The 20,161-nt window shown below is 37.4% G+C and carries 15 protein-coding genes; 5 read left to right on the forward strand and 10 right to left on the reverse strand.

Features of this window, described 5'->3' with window-relative positions:
- Positions 1 to 219 precede the first annotated feature (219 nt).
- Positions 220 to 1,377: a glycerate kinase gene (locus HMPREF0014_RS16790; RefSeq protein WP_004885656.1), complete on the forward strand. Its 1,158-nt coding sequence runs from the start codon at positions 220 to 222 to the stop codon at positions 1,375 to 1,377.
- Here the strand turns inward: HMPREF0014_RS16790 and HMPREF0014_RS16795 are convergent.
- Positions 1,374 to 1,940 (reverse strand): TetR/AcrR family transcriptional regulator, encoded by a 567-nt coding sequence (locus HMPREF0014_RS16795; protein ID WP_004885653.1) that lies wholly within the window; start codon positions 1,938 to 1,940, stop codon positions 1,374 to 1,376. The genes HMPREF0014_RS16790 and HMPREF0014_RS16795 overlap by 4 nt on opposite strands.
- A gap of 121 nt (positions 1,941 to 2,061) precedes the next feature.
- Between HMPREF0014_RS16795 and HMPREF0014_RS16800 the strand changes: the two genes are divergently transcribed.
- Positions 2,062 to 2,844, forward strand: a complete 783-nt coding sequence (locus HMPREF0014_RS16800) for an SDR family oxidoreductase (RefSeq protein WP_004885650.1) — start codon at positions 2,062 to 2,064, stop codon at positions 2,842 to 2,844.
- A gap of 37 nt (positions 2,845 to 2,881) precedes the next feature.
- Positions 2,882 to 3,487: a nitroreductase family protein gene (locus HMPREF0014_RS16805; RefSeq protein WP_002048541.1), complete on the forward strand. Its 606-nt coding sequence runs from the start codon at positions 2,882 to 2,884 to the stop codon at positions 3,485 to 3,487.
- A gap of 69 nt (positions 3,488 to 3,556) precedes the next feature.
- Here HMPREF0014_RS16805 and adeE read toward each other — a convergent pair whose 3' ends face one another.
- Positions 3,557 to 6,670, reverse strand: coding sequence for a multidrug efflux RND transporter permease subunit AdeE (adeE, locus tag HMPREF0014_RS16810; RefSeq protein ID WP_004885643.1), 3,114 nt, complete (start codon positions 6,668 to 6,670; stop codon positions 3,557 to 3,559).
- 9 nt (positions 6,671 to 6,679) lie between these two features.
- Entirely contained in the window at positions 6,680 to 7,804 is a 1,125-nt protein-coding gene (adeD, locus tag HMPREF0014_RS16815; RefSeq protein WP_006580543.1) for a multidrug efflux RND transporter periplasmic adaptor subunit AdeD, read from the reverse strand.
- A gap of 79 nt (positions 7,805 to 7,883) precedes the next feature.
- Between adeD and HMPREF0014_RS16820 the strand changes: the two genes are divergently transcribed.
- Positions 7,884 to 8,501 carry a TetR/AcrR family transcriptional regulator gene (locus tag HMPREF0014_RS16820; RefSeq protein ID WP_004885637.1) on the forward strand — a complete coding sequence of 206 codons (618 nt, stop codon included), beginning with the start codon at positions 7,884 to 7,886 and terminating at the stop codon, positions 8,499 to 8,501.
- A 108-nt stretch (positions 8,502 to 8,609) separates the two neighbouring features.
- Here the strand turns inward: HMPREF0014_RS16820 and HMPREF0014_RS16825 are convergent, their stop codons facing one another.
- From HMPREF0014_RS16825 to HMPREF0014_RS16840, 4 genes are all read right to left on the reverse strand, one after another.
- Entirely contained in the window at positions 8,610 to 9,365 is a 756-nt protein-coding gene (locus HMPREF0014_RS16825; RefSeq protein WP_006580542.1) for a 3-oxoacyl-ACP reductase family protein, read from the reverse strand.
- A 73-nt stretch (positions 9,366 to 9,438) separates the two neighbouring features.
- A complete protein-coding gene (locus tag HMPREF0014_RS16830) occupies positions 9,439 to 10,446 on the reverse strand; it encodes an alpha/beta hydrolase (protein ID WP_006580541.1) in 1,008 nt (335 codons plus the stop codon).
- Between the two features lie 90 nt (positions 10,447 to 10,536).
- A complete protein-coding gene (locus HMPREF0014_RS16835) occupies positions 10,537 to 11,586 on the reverse strand; it encodes an alpha/beta hydrolase (RefSeq protein WP_004885628.1) in 1,050 nt (349 codons plus the stop codon).
- A gap of 28 nt (positions 11,587 to 11,614) precedes the next feature.
- Positions 11,615 to 12,712, reverse strand: a complete 1,098-nt coding sequence (locus tag HMPREF0014_RS16840; RefSeq protein ID WP_004885626.1) for an alkene reductase — start codon at positions 12,710 to 12,712, stop codon at positions 11,615 to 11,617.
- 111 nt (positions 12,713 to 12,823) lie between these two features.
- On the opposite strand from HMPREF0014_RS16840, the gene HMPREF0014_RS16845 reads away from it, so the two are divergent.
- Positions 12,824 to 13,426, forward strand: a complete 603-nt coding sequence (locus HMPREF0014_RS16845) for a TetR/AcrR family transcriptional regulator (protein ID WP_004707394.1) — start codon at positions 12,824 to 12,826, stop codon at positions 13,424 to 13,426.
- A 159-nt stretch (positions 13,427 to 13,585) separates the two neighbouring features.
- Here the strand turns inward: HMPREF0014_RS16845 and HMPREF0014_RS16850 are convergent, their stop codons facing one another.
- The 3 genes from HMPREF0014_RS16850 to HMPREF0014_RS16860 all read right to left on the reverse strand — a co-directional run bounded on the left by HMPREF0014_RS16850 (position 13,586) and on the right by HMPREF0014_RS16860 (position 20,160).
- A complete protein-coding gene (locus HMPREF0014_RS16850; RefSeq protein WP_006581832.1) occupies positions 13,586 to 14,140 on the reverse strand; it encodes a TetR/AcrR family transcriptional regulator in 555 nt (184 codons plus the stop codon).
- A gap of 970 nt (positions 14,141 to 15,110) precedes the next feature.
- Entirely contained in the window at positions 15,111 to 15,416 is a 306-nt protein-coding gene (locus HMPREF0014_RS16855; RefSeq protein WP_004885603.1) for a hypothetical protein, read from the reverse strand.
- Between the two features lie 58 nt (positions 15,417 to 15,474).
- Positions 15,475 to 20,160 carry an RHS repeat-associated core domain-containing protein gene (locus HMPREF0014_RS16860; protein ID WP_004885601.1) on the reverse strand — a complete coding sequence of 1,562 codons (4,686 nt, stop codon included), beginning with the start codon at positions 20,158 to 20,160 and terminating at the stop codon, positions 15,475 to 15,477.
- Between the last annotated feature and the right edge of the window lies 1 nt (position 20,161).

The following is a 20,161-nucleotide window of genomic DNA, read 5'->3' on the forward strand; positions in this document are numbered from 1 at the left end:
ATTACAATCATTCAAAACAACCATACTATTTATATAAAAACTTATAAAACAATGGTTTAAAAATTTTATAATCCAATTTTTTACAGATAAAAACATTATTGATTTTCATTTTTATCAGATTGAAAGTATTTAAAAATTGACGCCTACATATGTTTATCTATGTTTTTTTCGTATTAAGCAGTATAAAACAATGAGAAATCTATCCGTATTAGAACGTTTATGAAGCTTGTGATCGCCCCTGACTCATTTAAAGACAGCTTATCTGCTTTGAAGGTAGCTCAAGCCATTGCCAAAGGATGGCAAGCTGTTTTTCCCGATGCCGAAACTGTTTTGTGCCCGATGGCAGACGGCGGTGAAGGAACCATTGAAGCTGTTTTAGAAGTCTGCGAAGGTCAATGGCGTGAAAAAACGGTGGTTGGGCCATTAGGTCAGCCTGTTCAAGCCAAATGGGGATGGTTAGAACATCAAAAGATCGCCATCATTGAAATGGCTCAAGCAAGCGGCATACAGTTAGTCCCACCGTCTGAGCGTGATGCTTGCCACAGTACAACCTTTGGCACAGGGCAGCTCATTTTAGATGCTTTAGATGCAGGTGCAAAAGAGATGATTTTAACTGTGGGCGGCAGCGCCACCAATGATGGCGGTACAGGTTTACTCAGTGCTTTGGGTGCAGTTTTACTCGATGCTAACCAAAACGCCTTACCCGCCGGTGGACTTGCTCTAAGCAACCTATCCAAAATTGATTTAACACATTTCGACTCACGCATTCAGCACACACGGTTTTTACTGGCTGCCGATGTGACCAATCCACTTTGCGGCCCAAATGGTGCATCACATATTTTTGGCCCACAAAAAGGGGCTTCCCCTGCTCAAGTACAGTTACTCGATGCAGCGGTTGCACATTTTGCCGATGTCTCAGCGGAGCTTTTAGGTTTCGACAAACGAAATGAAGCAGGTTCTGGTGCTGCTGGTGGCTTGGGTTTTGCAGCCAAAAGTTATTTAAATGCAGACTTTAAAGCTGGCGTTAAAGTGGTGGCTGAACTAAACCAACTTGAACATAAAATTGCTAACGCAGATTGGGTAATTACGGGTGAAGGTAAATTTGACCAGCAAACCTTAAGTGGCAAAACTGTTTTTGGGGTGAGCCAAATTGCTAAAGCTCACAACGTACCTGTGATTGTGATTGCTGGGACTTTAGGCGAAGGCTACCAAGCACTTTATGAACATGGGGTTACGGCTGCTTTTTCGCTAGCCAATGGTCCCATTACATTAGAACGAGCCTGTGAACATGCGGCGGAACTTATTTATGAAAGAACAGTCGATATTGCGAGATTAATTCAATTTAGCCAAATGAACTGGAAAGATAAAAAAGCTTAATTGGCTAATTTTAAAAGGCTCTCTTTACAGCTTTCTAAGATTTCATCGCTAAGGTTTGATTGATCTGGGCATGCGCGAGATAAAGCAATTGCCCCTACAGACTGGGCAAGAATATTAATGGCTTGCTTTCTCAACTCTTCTTTTTCTAAAGAAACTTGTTTGGCTCGCTCGGTCATAATGAACTGAATAAGTTGCTCAATACCCTCTTCAAACTCGACTTTTACTTCGTCGGGCTGTCTTGCAGCATCACAAGATAACGCCGTTAGTGTGCAGCCCAAATCCCGATTATCTCGATGAGTGCGGGACACATAAAGCTGAATAAATTGAGTTAAGTTTAAACCTTCTATTCTTTTTAAAACCTGCTCAAGTCCATGTTTAACAGTAATTGAGACAAGGTCTGTTTTCGAACTGAAATGTTTATAAAAGCCGCCGTGGGTAAAGCCTGCGCTAGACATTAATTCGGCAATGCCGACTCCATCGTAGCCTTTGCTACGAAACAGTTGAGTCGCCTTTTCAACAATTTTATCTCGGTTTTCTTTTACCTGAGTTTTACTGACTTTCATGTTGGCGCACCCACTTTTATTCACCCGACTGGTCATAATTATACATTGATTATGATTGACATCAAAAATTAGTTATTTTAGATTATGATCATCATCTAAAAATAAAGCGTGGAGACATCACATGTCAGCTCAATCAAAAGTACTTATTACAGGAGCTTCGTCAGGAATTGGTTCTGTCTATGCAGACCGTTTTGCACAACGTGGCCATCACTTAATCTTGGTTGCACGAGATACCAACCGCTTAGACAAAATCTCGAGAGACCTTCAAGCAAAATACGGTGTACAGGTCGAATTTATTCAGGCCGATTTATCAAAGGATCAAGACATTAGCAAAATTGAAGATGTTCTAAAAAACGATGCTGATATTGAAATTTTGGTAAATAACGCAGGTATTACACTTAGCGGAAATTTTTTAACTCAAGATATTAAAGAAATTGAAACACTCATGACTTTAAATATGACTGCGGTTGTTCGTTTGTCTCATGCGGTTTCCGAGCAACTCGTACGTAAAGGTAAAGGCTCAATTATTAATTTAGGTTCTGTTGTTGGGTTGTCTCCTGAATTTGGTTCTACCATTTATGGTGCAAGTAAGTCCTTTATACATTTTTTTAGCCAAGGCTTACATTTAGAGTTAAAAGATCATGGCGTACATGTGCAAGCCGTATTGCCTTCTGCAACCAAAACTGAAATTTGGGAACGTTCAGGTATCGATTTAAGCCAAGTTCCGCCATTAATGGACGTCAATGATTTGGTGGATGCTGCTCTAATCGGCTTTGATCGTAAAGAAACAATTACAATTCCTGTGCTAAAAGACGAAAATCAATGGAATAATTTTGAAAAATCACGTATGACATTATTACCAAACTTTTCTTCGGCTGAAGTAGCCCAACGTTATACAAACTAACAAGTACAGCTACCCAATTCTCAAGTAGGAAAATCTTATGAATGTTATTGATGCTCTCCGTAAGCGCCGTGCAATTAAACGCTTCGACCCTTCTTTTCAGTTATCTGAAGATAACAAAAAGCAGTTATTACAAGAAGTTTTAGCAAATGCACCAAGTGCTTTTAACTTGCAGCATTGGCGTCCGGTTGTTGTCGAAGATGCTGAGTTAAGACAAAAAATTCGTGCTATTGCTTGGGACCAACCACAAGTTACAGAAGCATCTTTACTCATTGTATTATGTGCAAAATTAAATACATGGGAAGTTGATGCTAAACGTGTATGGGATGGTGCGACTCCAGAAGTTCAAAATATTATGGCCGGCGCGATTGACCAGTATTACCGTGACCGCCCACAAACCCAACGTGACGAAGTTATGCGTAGTGCGGGGATTTTTGCTCAAACTCTGATGTTACTTGCCCAAGAACATGGTTTAGATAGCTGCCCGATGGATGGTTTTGACTTTGACGCAATGGCGAAGCTCGTTAACTTGCCTGAAGACCATGTGGTGTGTTTAATGATTGCTGTTGGTAAGTCAGCTTCTGAACCTTATCCACGTGTGGGTAAACTTCCTTTCGATGAAGTCATTATTCAAAATACATTCTAAGTGATAAGTCTTTTAGACCCTCATGCTATAAATAGTGTGAGGGTCTAATTTTTAATGACTTTCATTATTTTATGACATCTTTTTTTCGTTTAGCTTATTGGTTAAACGGCGAACTAAAAGAAAGAATAAAGGCACAAAGAAAATAGAAAGCAAGGTTCCTGAAATCATACCGCCCGTTACGGCTATACCAATTTCTTTACGGCTAACAGCTCCTGCTCCTGTAGATACAGCCAAGGGAAGAACGCCCGCAACAAATGCCAGAGATGTCATAATAATGGGACGTAATCGCTGACCTGCTCCTTCAATAATCGCTTCCATTAATGCTTGACCTGCCTCTAACTTGGCTGCCGCGAACTCAACAATCAAAATAGCATTTTTGGCAGAAAGTCCAATGGTAGTAAGCATAGCTACCTGAAAGTAAATATCATTCACAAAACCAGCCAGACTTGCAGCCATCACAGCTCCAATCAGACCTAAAGGAATCACTAGCATGACAGAAACAGGAATGGACCAACTTTCATAAAGTGCTGCCAAACATAAAAAGATAAAGATAATGGATGCTAAATATAACCAAATGGTTTGACCGCCAGCTAACTTCTCTTGATAAGACAACCCGCTCCACTGAAGGTTAAAGCCTTGTTGTTGATCAACTAACTCCTGCATTTTATCCATAGCCCCACCAGAACTTTCACCAGTTGCCGCAGAGCCTTGTATTTGTATAGCTGAAAGACCATTAAAGCGTTGCAGCATTTGTGGTCCCATTTGCCATTTTACAGAAGAGAAACTAGAAAATGGTGTCATCTGACCTGTAGCACCGCGAACATACCATTGCCCAATATCTTGAGGTAAGGAACGATAAATCGCGTCTCCTTGTATATAAACTCGCTTAACACGTCCCTGATCGATGAAATCATTAATATAAGATCCACCCCATGCCGAAGATAGCGTATTACTGATATCTGTTTGAGCCAAACCAAGTGCACTGGCTTTTCTTTGATCGATATCGACTTGTAACTGAGCTTTATCTTCTAAACTATTTAGACGGACTGCTGCTAAGCCAGAATCAGCACTTGCTGCTTTTAACACAGTGTTTTGTGCCGCCAGTAAAGCATCACGTCCTTTATTTTCAGCATCTTGTAACCAAAGCTCAAAACCACTTGATTGCCCAAGCCCCCTTACTGCGGCTGGTGAAAGTACCTGAACACGTGCGTTACGCAGCGACTTAAAATATGAGTTTGCCCGAGCAATCACTGCTTCTGCTGTGTTTTCACTCCCTTCTCGATCATCCCAATGTTTGAGTCCAGCAAATGCCATTCCCACATTTTGCCCACTGCCCGCGTTATTTCTACCCATCACCATGAAAATCACATTGAGATTATCCTTTTCTTTCGTCAGGAAATAATCTGCTATCAAGTTACCCACCCGTTCTGTTTCAGCGAGTGTTGTGCCTACTGGTGTACTAAACTGGACCATAACTGAGCCTTGGTCTTCTTGTGGTAAAAACCCAGTATTCATACGCGTATATTGCCAGCCTAACAAAGCTGTAATACCTAAGAATATGATCATAAATATTTTGGGCTTACCTAAAACAGCGAGCAGCTTTATACGATAGCTTGACTGCCCTTGTTCGACTTTACGATTGAACCAAGTAAAGAATTTTCTCTGCTTTTGTTTTTCATTTGCAGGTTTAAGTAAGGTTGCACATAACGCAGGTGAAAGGGTTAAAGCAACAATGGCTGAAAGCACCATAGCCGATACGAGTGTTACCGAAAATTGGCGATAAATAATGCCGACAGAACCACCAAAAAAAGCCATAGGTAAAAATACCGCAGCAAGTACCATCGCAATACCGACCAACGCACCCGATATTTCTTTCATTGAAATTAGGGTAGCTTGCCGGGCATCAATATGTTGCTCATGCATAACCCGCTCTACATTTTCTACAACGACAATTGCATCATCTACTAGTAAACCAATTGCAAGTACCATCGCAAATAAAGTCAGCGTATTAATGCTATAACCCAATATACTGAGTACACCAAAGGTTCCTAACAATACGACCGGAACCGCAATAGCAGGAATTAAAGTGGCGCGCCAGCTCTGTAAAAATAAGAACATGACAATAACGACTAGAACAATTGCCTCAGCTAAAGTTTTAATCACTCCTTTTACAGATGCTTCAACAAATGGAGTACTGTCACGTGGATATGCAACTTTTAACCCTGATGGCATAGAACCGGTTAAACGCGTGACCTCAGCTTTTACTCTTTCAGCTGTTTCTAAAGCATTGGCACCCGAAGCAAGTTGAATAGACATACCCGAAGCTGGCTTTCCATTCAAACGTGTAGAGGTTTGATAATTTTCTGCACCGCGCTCTACACGAGCTACATCTTTAAGTAAAACTACAGCTCCGTTTGTTTGAGTCCGTAAAATAATATTTTCAAATTGATTTACGGTCTGTAGACGGGATAATGCTGTTACGGTTGCATTTAAAGCCTGTCCGTCACGAGTTGGTAATGCCCCCAACTCACCTGCTGTAATTTGTGCATTTTGAGCTTCAATTGCAGTTCTGACATCTGAAGGCATAAGGCCATAGCTATTTAGTTTATGTGGATCGAGCCATATGCGCATTGCATATTGAGCACCAAATACTGTGATTTCACCTACGCCATCGACGCGACTTAGTGGGTCTTGAAGTGTGCTCACCATGTAGTCGGATATATCGACAGAAGTTCTTGTATTACTTTCATCGTAAAGTGCAAAAACCAATAAACTATCGCCTTGTGACTTTGTCACGGTTATACCTTGCTGCTGCACTTCTTGCGGTAGTCGGCTAAGCGCCTGATTGACTGCATTTTGGACCTGAACTTGAGCGGTATCCGGGTTTGTTTTTTGATTAAAACTTAAGCTTATACGTGCCTGGCCAGCGGAGCTGCTACTCGATGAAAAATACAGTAAACCATCAATGCCCTTAATTTGCTGTTCCAAAATCTGGCTTACACTATCTTCAACAGTTTTGGCAGATGCCCCGGGATAATTTGCAGTGACGTTTACACCCGGTGGTGCAATATCTGGATATTGTTCAATGGGTAAGGTCAAAATAGAAATGGTACCCAAGGCCATAATACAAATAGAAAGAACCCAAGCAAAAATAGGCCGTGCAATAAAAAAACTCGACAACATAGCGCATCCTCAGGTCATTGGAGTAGGTTCAATCGCCATACCGGCACTTAAACCTTGCAGGCCATCAACAATGACTTGATCTCCTTCGTTCAAGCCCGATTTCACTAACCAACGGTTATCAATTGCATTTCCTAGCGTAATTTTTCGTTGTTCAGCTTTATTATCTTTTCCAACCACCCATACAAGCGCGTTTCCATCTGCATCTCTAAAAAGTGCTCCTTGGGGAATTAAAATGCTGTTAGATCGCGTACCCGTTCCAAGCTCTGCACGTACATACATTCCCGGCAATAAACCATGATTTGGATTTGAAAATGCTGCACGCAACGTAATACTTCCAGTTGCTTCATCTACTGCAATATCACTGAACTTAAAAGTTCCTTGTTGCGAATAAGTGGTGCCATTTTCGAGCTGTAAACGTACTGAAAGTTCAGTTGGTTTTATTCCATTTTCAGTGAGCTGTTTACGTAGCGCCATATATTCATCACTCGACTGAGTTAAATCGACATACATCGGGTCAAGTTTTTGAATGGTTGCTAAAGGATCTGTTTGTGCAGAAGTCACTAAAGCTCCGCGTGTAATCGAAGAGCGCCCTATCCGCCCTGAAATAGGCGCAGTAACTTGTGTATAACGCAAATTAGTTCGCGCTGTTTTTAATACTGCTTCATTTACAGCAACGGTGGCTTTTGCCTGTTCATAGGCACTTAACGCATTATCAAGTTCTTGCTGACTAATGCCATTTACCTTAATTAATTCTTTATAACGCTCAGCTTGAAGACGAGTTGAATTCATTGTCGCTTTAGCAAGTGCAAGGTTACCAGCAGCCTCATCAACGCTATCGCGATAGAGTGATGAATCAATTTTATAAAGAGGCTGTCCCTTACTTACCTGAGAGCCTTCTTTAAATAATTGCTCGACAACTACTCCATTTACTTGTGGCCGCACCTGAGAAATTTCAGAGGCCACTGTTCTCCCAGCTAACTGGTAAGAAGATTCAATAGTCTCTTTTTTTATAGTGATAATGCCGACCTTTTGATTATTTTTAACAATAGGCTTATCAGAATCACATCCATTAAGAAAAACAATCAAAGGCAATAAATACAAGGTATTACGACCAAGAAAACGAACTTTTGGCATATCTGGGACCCCAGACTTATGGACAATTTATTTACTTTACTGTAAAGTAAATAAATAAGATGTGCAAGAAAACCTCAATATGTTAAAAAAATCTCCAGGACGTCCCTCTCGAATCCGCCCGACTATTGTGGCAGCAGCACGTGAACTCTTTCTTGAACATGGTTTAGAAGTTCGTTTAGAGGCAATCGCTACGAAAGCAGGCACCAATAGACAAACTTTATACAACCATTTCCCAACGAAGACTGCACTGCTAATCGAAGTTTTTGATCATTTAAAAACAGAAATGGAAGCCCCTTTTATTGAGCAACATGAGGTCAACAATAAGCGACTGGATCAGCGATTGTTAGACATTGGGCAAGCCGTGCAAAATCATTTTTATAATATTGATGTAATTCGCCTGCAACGATTACTGATTATTGCTTTAGTTGAAATGAAAGAAATTCTTCCTAAAATTCAGACCCGTACTCAAGGTAATATAAAAAGGTCTTTAAGTCATATTCTTGAAACCGCGCACAATGCTGGCGTGATTCAAGTTGAACATCCCGACGAAGCAGCTAAAGCCTTTTTGGGCGCAGTGATGGGATATGCCTATCCGGCAACCCTTCTAGGAGGCGCAGTGCCAACACCAGAAGAATTAAAAAAACTCAATGAAGAAACTTGTACTATGTTTTTAAAAGCATGGCAGTATAAAGAATAACTGCAAAAAAATGATAAAAGCCCCTATTCAACGGGGCTTTTTAAAATAGGCTCATAACTAAAACATGCTAAACAATATTGACCATATCAATCTAAACCACATCCTCACCTAAATACCATACCCCCCATCAATATTAATATTTGAACCAGTGATATATCCCGCATGCTCGCTACAGAGCCATAAAACTAAATCTGCAATTTCATTTCTATTACCATAACGTTTAATCGCCATAAGGTCTAAAAGTGAATTTGCCATTTCGCCTTCTGCCGGATTCATATCAGTATCGACAGGTCCCGGTTGAATATTATTTACGGTAATAAATCGTTCACCCAAATCTCGCGCCATACCTTTAGTTAAGCCATTCACCGCAGATTTAGTCATAGCATATAAAGTTAATCCAGCTGTAGGCACACGTTCAGCATTGATACTTCCTATATTAATAATACGCCCATAATCAGGCATATATTTAACAACCTCATGGCAAGCTACAATCACGCTTTTAATATTTACGGCCATGATCTTTTCTATTTCTTCTAATGTCACATCTTGTATTTTGTTCATCACAAAAATACCAACATTATTCACTAAGATATCAATTCGACCGAACTCATCTGCAACTTTATGAATGGCGTGAATAACCTGTTCTGGTGAACCACTATCAGCTTTAATTCCCATCACTTTTAAGCCATTCGCTTTAAGTTCATCTACCAAACGGTTAGCTGCCTGATCTGAGTTTGCATAAGTAAAGGCTACTGTTGCTCCATGTTCAGCCAATTTAGTGACAATAGCCGCACCTATACCACGTGAACCACCTTGTACAAATGCAATTTTACGTTCTAAATCATGTGATGAAGTCGTGTTCATAACTTATTCCTCTCACAAACTATTTAATTGAATTTAAATAAATTATTTTTATCTTGGTAACAGACCAAAATAGTTAGTCGTATTTCTTTAATGTTCCGATCAAAGCATCATGAAACATTTTAGGATTTTGCATTTGTGGCGAATGTCCCATACCTTCAAACTCAATTAATTCAGCATTTGGAATCATTTTTGCGGTTTCTTTACCCAGCACGCTGTATTGACCAATTTTTTGCTTAACTTCAGGTGGAGCTATATCACTACCAATTGCAGTCGTATCACCCGTACCGATATAAAGCACGGTAGGTACTTTAAGTTGAGAAAACTCATAATAGACGGGTTGTGTAAAAATCATGTCGTAAATAAGAGCTGAATTCCATGCGACCTTTTCGTGTCCTTTGCCCGCATTTAGTCCAGCCAGCATATCAACCCATTTGTCATATTCTGGCTTCCATACGCCTTGATAATAAGTTTTTAATTCATAGGCTTTAATTGACTCAGCACTCACCTTCAGTTCACGCTGATACCATTGATCAATAGTACGATACGGAACCCCTTTTGCTTTCCAATCTTCTAGTCCAATTGGATTAACCATTGCGAGGAGTTTTGTTTGTTGGGGATACATAAGAGCATATCGCGTTGCGAGCATGCCACCTGTTGAATGTCCTAATAAAATCGGTTGTTTAACACCCAGTTTTTCGAGTAAAGCATGAGTGTTTTGTGCAAGCTGTTGGAAACTATATTGATAATGATCGGGTTTACTAGAAGTACAAAAACCGATCTGATCGGGAGCAATCACCCGATAACCATTTTGTATTAGAAAATTAATGGTTTCTTCCCAAGTTGCAGCACAAAAGTTTTTGCCATGAAAAACCACTACTGTTTGTCCATTCGGCTTCTTGGGTTGAACATCCATATATCCCATTTTTAAATTTTGCTGTTGGGATGAGAAATTAAAATACTGGAGTGGGTAAGGATATTTAAATCCTTCTAAATGCTCGCCATAGACATTATTTGCATAACTAACTGATGACGCAGTGAGACAAGCAAAAAATAAAGACATGAATGGAAGTTTATTTTTCATCTATCATTTCTCCCAACCACTTGGAATAAAGATGTTTTAGGTGAGTTACATCCGAATCCAAGATAGATTCGGATATAAAAGTTTTAGTCATTATTTAAATAAAAAGTTCGATAAACTTTTTTCAACACCTTCAGCATTTTCTTCCACCATCCAGTGTCCTGTATCTGGCAAAATAATGGCAGTGTATTGGGCAGGATCAGCGACAAATCTTGCTCGCATCTCTTTCACCAAAACATCATTTACGCCTTTTTGGCCAGTAAGCGCCATAGAAGGTATTGTTAACTTTTTACCATTAGCGAGCAGTGCTTCATTTTGACGAATTGAGTCGGCATGCGAACGGTAATATCCAAAAGCTGCTTTTAATTTATCTCGAGTCGAATACGGCTCAATCAACTCAGCAAGCAGTTCAGGCGTAAAAATTTCTTTTTTACCTGCATACGTTTTAATAAAGTATGAGAAAAATAAATTTGGATCATTTGCAATTTGCTTCTCAGCAATATCACCAAAACTAAAATAACCAAAGTGCCAACCTAGACCCGGACCATCTGCGGTATACCCCGGATATTCAAACATCGCACGATCCGGAATTGGCGAGTCCATAAATACCGCTTTTTTGATATAGCCTTGATTATTGGCAACGAGTGGATAAGAAGCCGTATTGCCTAAATCGTGGCTGACATAATAGATCGGCCCCTTCCCAGCAATTTTCTTAATCGCACCAATTAAAATTTTTGAGGTATTTTCTGCTGAATAATCATCATTAAGTATGGGACCAGATTGGCCTAGACCCGGCAAATCAATCGCAATGACTTTATGATCTTTCATATAAGAAAGCATGACAGGTTCCCACATTTTCCATGTCGAACCAAAACCATGAATAAATACGATCGGCGTGCCTTTAGATCCACCTTCAACATAATGGAGTTTTACGCCTTCAGACTCGATAAACTTACTAGATAGGCCCTTTGCATAAGCATATTGCCCTAACCCATTAGATTTCACCTTATTAAACATTTGTTGTGAAACAGCTGGTGGCGTATCAATCGACTTTAAGTTTGGGTCATATTCTGCATTTGCTTGATTTAACCCAAACATCCCCATTGCTGCGGATAAAGTCATAACTTTAAAAAACTTTTTCATTTTCTTAACCTTAATTTATCGTGTGAGCTTATTGAGCAGTAGGATAGTCGGTATAACCCGTTGCATCGCCACCATAGAAATATTCAGATTTGGCTTGCGCTAAAGCATGGCCTGACTGTAAACGCTCAACTAAATCTGGGTTGGAAATAAAAGGACGTCCAAATGCCACTGCATCTGCTAAGCCTTTATCAAGAATAGATTCGGCTCTTTCGAGTGAATAATTTCCACAAACAATTAATGTATTTGTGAACAATGAACGAAGTTTTTCTCTGAAACCTACTGGATAAGTATCACCATGTGGAAGCATGTCCCATTCAGCCAAATGGATATAGGCAATATTTCTTCTTTGTAATTGTTCAGCTAAATAAAGAGTAATTTCTTCGGGTTGTTGGTCTGTCATGCCATTAATCGTTCCCCAAGGTGATAAACGCACACCTACTCGGCCGGCACCAATCGCATCAATCAATGCGTCGACAGTTTCCAATAAGAAACGTGCACGATTTTCAACAGATCCACCATAGTTATCAGTACGCTGGTTCGCATCTGTAGATAAGAACTGGTCAAATAAATAACCATTCGCGGCATGAATTTCGACTAAATCAAAACCTGCTTGTACAGCGTTGCGAGCAGCTTGAATAAATTCCTGTTTAACGTTTTGAATATCATCAAAATCCATTGCTCTTGGCATTTCGGCAGGCACCATTGCCCCTTCACCTTTTTCATTGGCAATAAATACTGAAGCTTTGGCCTGAATAGCAGATGGTGCAATGGGTTGTTCGTGGTTGCTATGCAGTGAAGAGTGTGACATACGCCCAACATGCCATAACTGAGCAGCAATTTTTCCGCCTTTTTCATGTACAGCTTGAGTCGCTAAAGCCCAACCTTTGATTTGTTCTTCTGAATAAATACCGGGCGTAAAAGAATAGCCTTTACCCACATCAGAAACTTGTGTGCCTTCGGTGATAATCAAACCAGCACTTGCACGTTGACCATAATAAAGTGCATTAAGCTCGGTCGGCACATCATTAGGTTGTGCTGCTCTTGATCTGGTCATCGGTGCCATAACAATACGATTGCTTAGTTCAACATCGCCCACAATCACTGGATTAAATAATTTGTGATTCATATGTTAGCCCTTAAAATATGCATAAGATTATTTATGTAGTGATCACTATATAATCGTGCTAAAATACAGTCAACATGTTTTTGTAGTGATTGATACAAAATGGAGAGCAAAATGAATAAAACCGCAGGTCGTGGCCGCCCTCGTAATTTCGATCGAGATGCTGCATTAGACAAAGCGATGAATCTATTTTGGCGAAATGGTTATGAAGCGACGTCGATTAATGACCTGACAAAAGCAATGGAAATCAACCCGCCAAGTCTTTACGCTTCTTTTGGAAACAAAGAAAAATTGTTTATTGAAGCTGTTGATTATTATGTTAAAAATTTTGGTAATTATCGAATTGAGGCACTCAAAGAGTCTTTAACTGCTCAAGAAGGCATTAAAAATTTGTTAATCAGAACGATTGATCAATTTTATAGTAAGCCTGATAAAACAGGCTGTTTAGTTGTCTCTGCTGCATTATCAGGTTCATCTGAAAGTAAAAATGTACAAGACATCTTGAGTAATGAACGCAGAAAAACCGTTGCTCTTATTAGAGCGAGACTTGAACAAGGTCAAAAAGATGGTGATGTGGCTGAAAGCTTAAACTTAGATGTTTTAGCAGATTATTTTGGCATGATTCTATTTGGTATTACGGTTCAAGCAAAAGATAATGTGCCTATTGAAAATCTATACGACAGTGTAGAAATGGCTTTAAAAACTTTAAACAATTAATTTTAATGATTTTATAGTTGAAATCATTTGGTTTGATTTCAACTTAAATCACTAAGATAAGATTGCTTTAAACAACCAATAAGGTTTGTAGGTTAGTGAAAAAAAACGCTCACCTTGATGGTTTTTATTGTTTCTAACTTTTCATTTCCACACTTTTAGCTAAGCCAAAGCATTTAGAAAGTAATTAAATAACCTCTCTTTTTGATCGACCTGTTCTGAGCTTAAAAGCTGAATAATTGCGCCTTCAATCATATATAGTAATATTTTGGCGTCATTAAAGGCTGCATCGTTTTTTAGTAATCTAAGCTGACTATAAATTTCATTGCTAAGCCATGTTCTGTATCTGACCGCAGTTTGGTAAGCGTTTGGATAACTGTTTTTAGTTTCAAAAATAGCCTTAAATAATAAGTAGTACGGACCTTCTAAGTCGGTATGTAATACATAAAGTTTTTTAAGTTTATCGATTGTGCTTGTCTCATGGTCGTACTCCACTATTGCAACCACTTGGTCTTGGAGCCGTTCTTTTTGCACAATTAAACAGATATCAATGAAGCGTTCTTTAGAGTGAAAATAATTATAAAACGTCATTTTATTCACTTCGGTTTCTTTCACAATTTTGTCGACGCCGACCATATGAAAGCCACCGTAGTGAAATAAGTCGATCCCTTTTTTTACAACCTCAAAAGCACGTGTTGGGAGAATTAAATTTGGCATAGTTTTACCGTTATAAAATAAATTGTTGTTGTATATAAATGAGATATAAAAGCCTTTTATTTTTTTAAAGCTGAAAAAAAGGCATAGCAAAGCCATAAAGACTGTGCTTGGCACATCTCAAGTTTTATTGTTGCTGCAAGTTTTTAGTCGTGACGATTTAAAGCCTGATTTGCCGCATGGCGATCAAACTTGTTAAAAACTAAGTTGTGTTGTTATAGCTTTTGGCAAAGGTTGCCAAGAAATAATGGATGTGCAAAGCCAACTCCTTTTTATTTGGAGTTCTGCCAGACATTTATAAAATTATGGTGGCAGAACGAGAAAGGGTTAGCAGACTAGTAATAACTCAAACTAGCACACCCGTAGGTGTCCCTCTCCCGTCCTACCGCTACGGGAAAGGAACGAGTGGCTACCACATATGAGTATTCCTCAGAAGGAATGGCTCTGATGCGGGAGTTATTATGCGGTCTGCTAAAACCGACTGGCAATGTGGCCAGCAGGCAAAGAATAGTGCTCAACCCTTTTGCAGTCAAGCACACAAAATGACATTTGTTTTAATTTAGATCATTAAAAAGTAAGGATAAATAATGGGTGTGTTATTGTTAAATGGGGGTTTATAAAGGAGAAAATGAAGGCATCAAATATTTTTATAAAGAAGTTTAAATCAACTATATTATTTCTACTTCCTCACTACATTATTAGCTAAAATATAGCCTATAGAACCTATATTAATAAAAAATAAACCCCATTAAATACATCAAAATTTTTTAAAAAATATTTATAATCGCTCATAAAATTACAATAAAACCCAAATTAACAATCAAATTTATAAAATACACTTCAAACTAATTAAAATATTAATTATAATAAATTTTCAACTCTTTTAATTTTCAAAAACTAGATTTAAAAAATAAATCTATTTGAAAATATAGATATTGTGTCACAACAAAATCAATAATCACTTGTTTTAAAACTAGAATACTTTATTACGCACAGCCCACACTACAATAACAAGTAATAATGTAGCTAAAAAAGAAGACATACCTGCAACAAAAAATAGGTCTATTGCACGTGAATTTAAAGAAAACTTCCCATCTATAAAAAATTGAACATATCTACCATCTATATGAAGTATTAATAGAAAAACACTAAAAACAAATAAAAACACACTTACAAAACACACAAATGCTAAATTCTTAATCTTCCATTTTGATTTAACAGCCAAATATCCAAATATCAATAAAGCTGTGAAAAAAATACAAAAAAATATAATAGACATAATTATTCTTTCCTTTTAAAAGGTGAATATATTTTCGTATACTCACCTTTCTAATCATTTACAATGGCAATGCGCACTTAAGATAACAACCATATTGAACAGTATCACCTGAATCAAAGTAAATAGTCCATAACCTACCATTATATACACCGTTAATATACATCTCTGAATATCCTGCTACATAACCATTAGGTTGATAACTTTTAAAACCTAAATAATCAGAGCCTTGATTAATACCACTATTACCAACTTCACCACCCCCTTGTCTACGAGCAGAACTCCGTTCATTAATATCATTTAATATCAAGTTTGTTGTTGTTTTACCTGCAATTATATTTCCTGTGAGAACCAATCCAGCAGGAGTAGTTACTTCTCTTATTTTATTAATTTTACTAGTTTTAGCCATATTGTTAATTGCATTTAAACCTTTTAACCCCCACCGTTTCAGAACCGATGTTCCCGCTGGAATGATAGTAGGTGCAGCTTTACTAATTATATGTACATCAGCAGCTAAAAAAGCAGCTTTACCAACTCCACCAAATGCTGCACCTATAACCATTTGTTGACCTAACTCTTTAATTGAAAATGATTTAGAAAAACTATCTAATATACTTTGGTCATTTTTATATGCGTCATATACTGCATTAAAAAATACTTCTCCTGTATAAAATGCACCTGCTGTTGCTGCGCTCACACCCATTGCAATTAATATTGGGTTTTCACCAGTCATATCTACATACATCACAGGATTATTTAATGCGTATATGTATGGATTTAATCCACCTGCAAGACCAATCGGATCTGGTTCCATGTATCGACCAAGTTCAGGGTTATAAAAACGATTATGGTTATAAAACTGCCCTGTAGTTGCATCATAGTACTGTCCAGGAAAACGTAAATTAAATGTTATCGTACTTACAGGACTACCTAGGCCAAAAGCTGTACTGTCCCAACTCCATACAACACTACCATTGCTATCAATTAGTCGACGCGGGGTATTTTGTACATCCGTTACAATATAATAAATCTTGGTAGTTGCTCCACTCTCGTAAACTGCTGCAACTGGTTTATCTCCTAACCAAATATATTCTACAAGTGGAATTCCAGTAGCTGTATATTCACCAATCAAATGACTTTTTTCATCGTAGATGAATTGAACTGCCGTATTACTCCATGCACTTGTACTTCCACTTAGTGTTCTTTCATTATTAGCGTTATAACTCATATAACGATTAATAGTTGTTGATGTCCCTTCACCTCGACGTCGCCCTGCATAATCGTAACTCGGTAAGATTTCACCCATATATAATTCTGCATTTGCAGTATAATTAAGTGGCTGAGCTGTTCCATTTTTTGTTAATGTGGTAAGTTTATTACCTGTATAGGCATAATCCACATTTGCAGCAGGCTGTAAATGAGTGCCGGACGCTCGTAAACTTAAACGATTGCCATTTTTATCATAAGTATAGGTAATAGCGTAGATAGAGCTTGCATCATTACTTCGACTTTCTGTCAATAAACGTCCTTCCTGATCATAACTAAAATTATCATTTAAGTTATTATTCCGCTTAATACTTATAATACGGTTATCACGATCAAAACTATAATTAAGGCTATAAGTAACAGCCCCTCCACTGTTTTTATTACTAATTTGATTAATGACACCATCTTTTGCTGAACTATAAGTCCATGTGTAACTTCCAGCATTACTTCCCCATGTCCAGCCTGTCATTTGTCCACTTGCGTCATAACCAATATTACTCAACAAAGCATTGCCATCTAAAGTTAAACCTGTAATTTGGCCTTTCGATGTGTTGTCATAATTATAAGTAAGCTTACGACCAGAAGGTAAAGTTATCCCTGTGATCTTATTACCAATACTCCATGCATAGGTATTCGATAAAGTATTTGCACTAGATCCAAATGCAGTTAAAGCTTTATTAGATTGACTCTTCCCAATAATGCGATCATATAAGTCATAGACATAACTGATATCAACTCCATAAGGCTTATTAGAGACTATTTTATCTAATCGACTATAACGACTTGAATCAAATGTATAAGTATCATCATAAGTAAGCATATCAGGTGTACTAGAACTATTACTTTGACACTGAATAGTCTTATTCCGCCCAATTTCATCTATATTCGAGAAACTACATTTGCGATTACCGTATATACTCTGAACTAATTGATCAGCCTCGTTATAACTATAACTTTTAATGCCAAAATCTTTATTAGTCTCTTGAGCCAAGACATTACCATTCCGATAGAGATAAGGATTAGTTCCAGAGGATAATGCATCAAGTACAGTAATTGGATTATCTAAAGCATCATAAGTTTTAGTATCGGTATTACCTGATCCATCAATATGACTAATAGGTCGATTTAATGCATCATAAGTCCAGCTTTCAATGATTCCTTGCGCTGTTTTTGTTTGTATAACATTACCATTTCCGTCATAACCTAATGTTTTCCAATTTGATGTAGAATCAGTTCCGATTTGAATTTTATTTATCCGCCCACTTAAATCTAAAGTCCGATACAAACCTTTAAAAACTGTAATAGCAGAACTATCTTTTACCTCATCACTACTGATAATATTGTTATTAAAATAATTTTTTGTGCTAATACTTCCATCAGAATAAATTGTTTTAATAATGCGGCCTAAATTATCATAGTAATAGCTTGTCTTTTCTCCATCTTCATTCAAGCTACCTACTAGTTGACCAAGTGAATCATAGCTAAAAGTAACTGTTTTTCCCGTAATAGTCCCTGCAGTTGAGCCACTTCCTGTTACAACACTACTTATAGTACCATCGTCATTATAAGTATATTTCTCAACCATCCCGTTTGGATAAACAATACGTTCGGGATCTCCAAATGAATTATATCCAACATATTGTTCAGTCCTTTCAGTACCATTAATAGTCGTAGAAACGGATGCTAAATTCCCATAATTATCATATGTATAACTTATTTTATCTAAAGTACCTGAACGTGGACCATCCTTACTACTTAAAAGACCATTATTTGGTTTAGTAATATCCGTAAAATAATTATATGTTGTAACTTTAGACGTACTTTGCACTTGAGTAGAAGATTCAGTTTGTTTGACTATCTGACCTTTTTCATTGATTTCATTTGTTATTGTGAAATTTGAGGTTTTAATTGTTGTAGGGATATTGAATAAGTTTTCAAGTCCATTGGATAATACTCCATAGACATAATTTGTCGTTCTACTAATAGTTGTACCTGATGCTTCAACCACTTGTAGAATACGATTTAACGTATCAAAAGCATACGCAGTAATATTACCATTTTGGTCAGTAATTTGTGTTGGATGGATTTCGCTTGGTGCGTAAACAATAGACTTAATTGGTCGATTGTCTCCTGTTGTTAGACATGGAAAACCTGATACATCAATAATTGTTTTTTTATAATCAGGATGTGTTGTATTAATTACTGTATTTGCAGATTGATTTCCATCTGGAGAAAAAAGCATAGAAATTTTACTAGAATTTTGAATATCATCGTAAGTTGTTGTCGTATCAAGTGCCTTAGTTCCTGTGCTCTCCCCGAGATATGATTGTAAAATAACTTTTACAGCAGTGATCGTTTTATAAATTCCACTTGTTGTTACAACCACACTTGGATAATCAACTTTCCAGGTCTGTCTAACTTGATTAGAGTTATCTGAAACTGATTTTAATATTGGTCGCTGGGCTGCAGTTTCTGGATTACTAACATTATTATCTAACGCTGTCTCATAATGAGATAATGATAAAGCAGCATCATAAGTATAGTCTTCTTTCCTGCCATTTTTAGCATTCTTAACTTGAGTTAGCTGAGGATAACTTATTCCTCCTGCCTGTATAGAGGAATAAGTTAAATCATATTTCTGACTATCCGCTTGTGTTCCGCCTGTAAAACTTACTGAGCTAACTTGTGAGCCATTTCGAACTAGAGAAAGCTTATTATTTTTATTATCAGTTACCTGTACTAAATTAAGTTGATTATCATAACTTAAATTAATAGTATTTCCATTTGGATAAGTAATTTTATTGAACCTAAATAAAATTTCATTATTGATAGACTTAGAAACTGTCGCGCTATAAACCACCCCTGCACGAGTAACAGTCATTGAGTTAGATGCAATTGAGAATTTAATTTCACCAAAATCTGTAGAAGCATTTCCACTAACATACCCACCACCAGGTAAACTAGAGGCTTCGGGTTCTGAAGAAGTATATAGTCTATATAAAGCACGATTATTTTCTTGAAGAAATGGTTCAGGATAACCAGTTTCTTTAAAACTCGTAGGACCATATTTAAAATAATAACGGTGGTTATCATTCGGTAATTTTATTACATAGTTTGTAATCGTAATATAACCATATTTAGCACGATAAGTACCATAAAAAACATTCACAAAACCATCATAATTATCTGACCATGAGTCCACTCCTATTGAGTTTTCTTGATCTATTGTTTGCAAACGTGTCGCTTTCCGGTAATGAAGATTGTAAGGAAGTGCTCCGGAAATTAAATTTTTACTATAATTTATTTGCCCTGAAAGTAGATTATAACCTGCTGTACACGATTTTATATTTGGATCAAATGAAACAATAGATTCTTTATCTACTGTATACATATCAGCATAGCTATACTGATATAAAATAGTTAAAATACTAAAAAAAACATATATTAATTTCAATACTTTTGATTTAATTAGATTCATCATA

The organism is Acinetobacter sp. RUH 2624, assembly GCF_000162375.2.
GTDB lineage: Bacteria > Pseudomonadota > Gammaproteobacteria > Pseudomonadales > Moraxellaceae > Acinetobacter > Acinetobacter nosocomialis.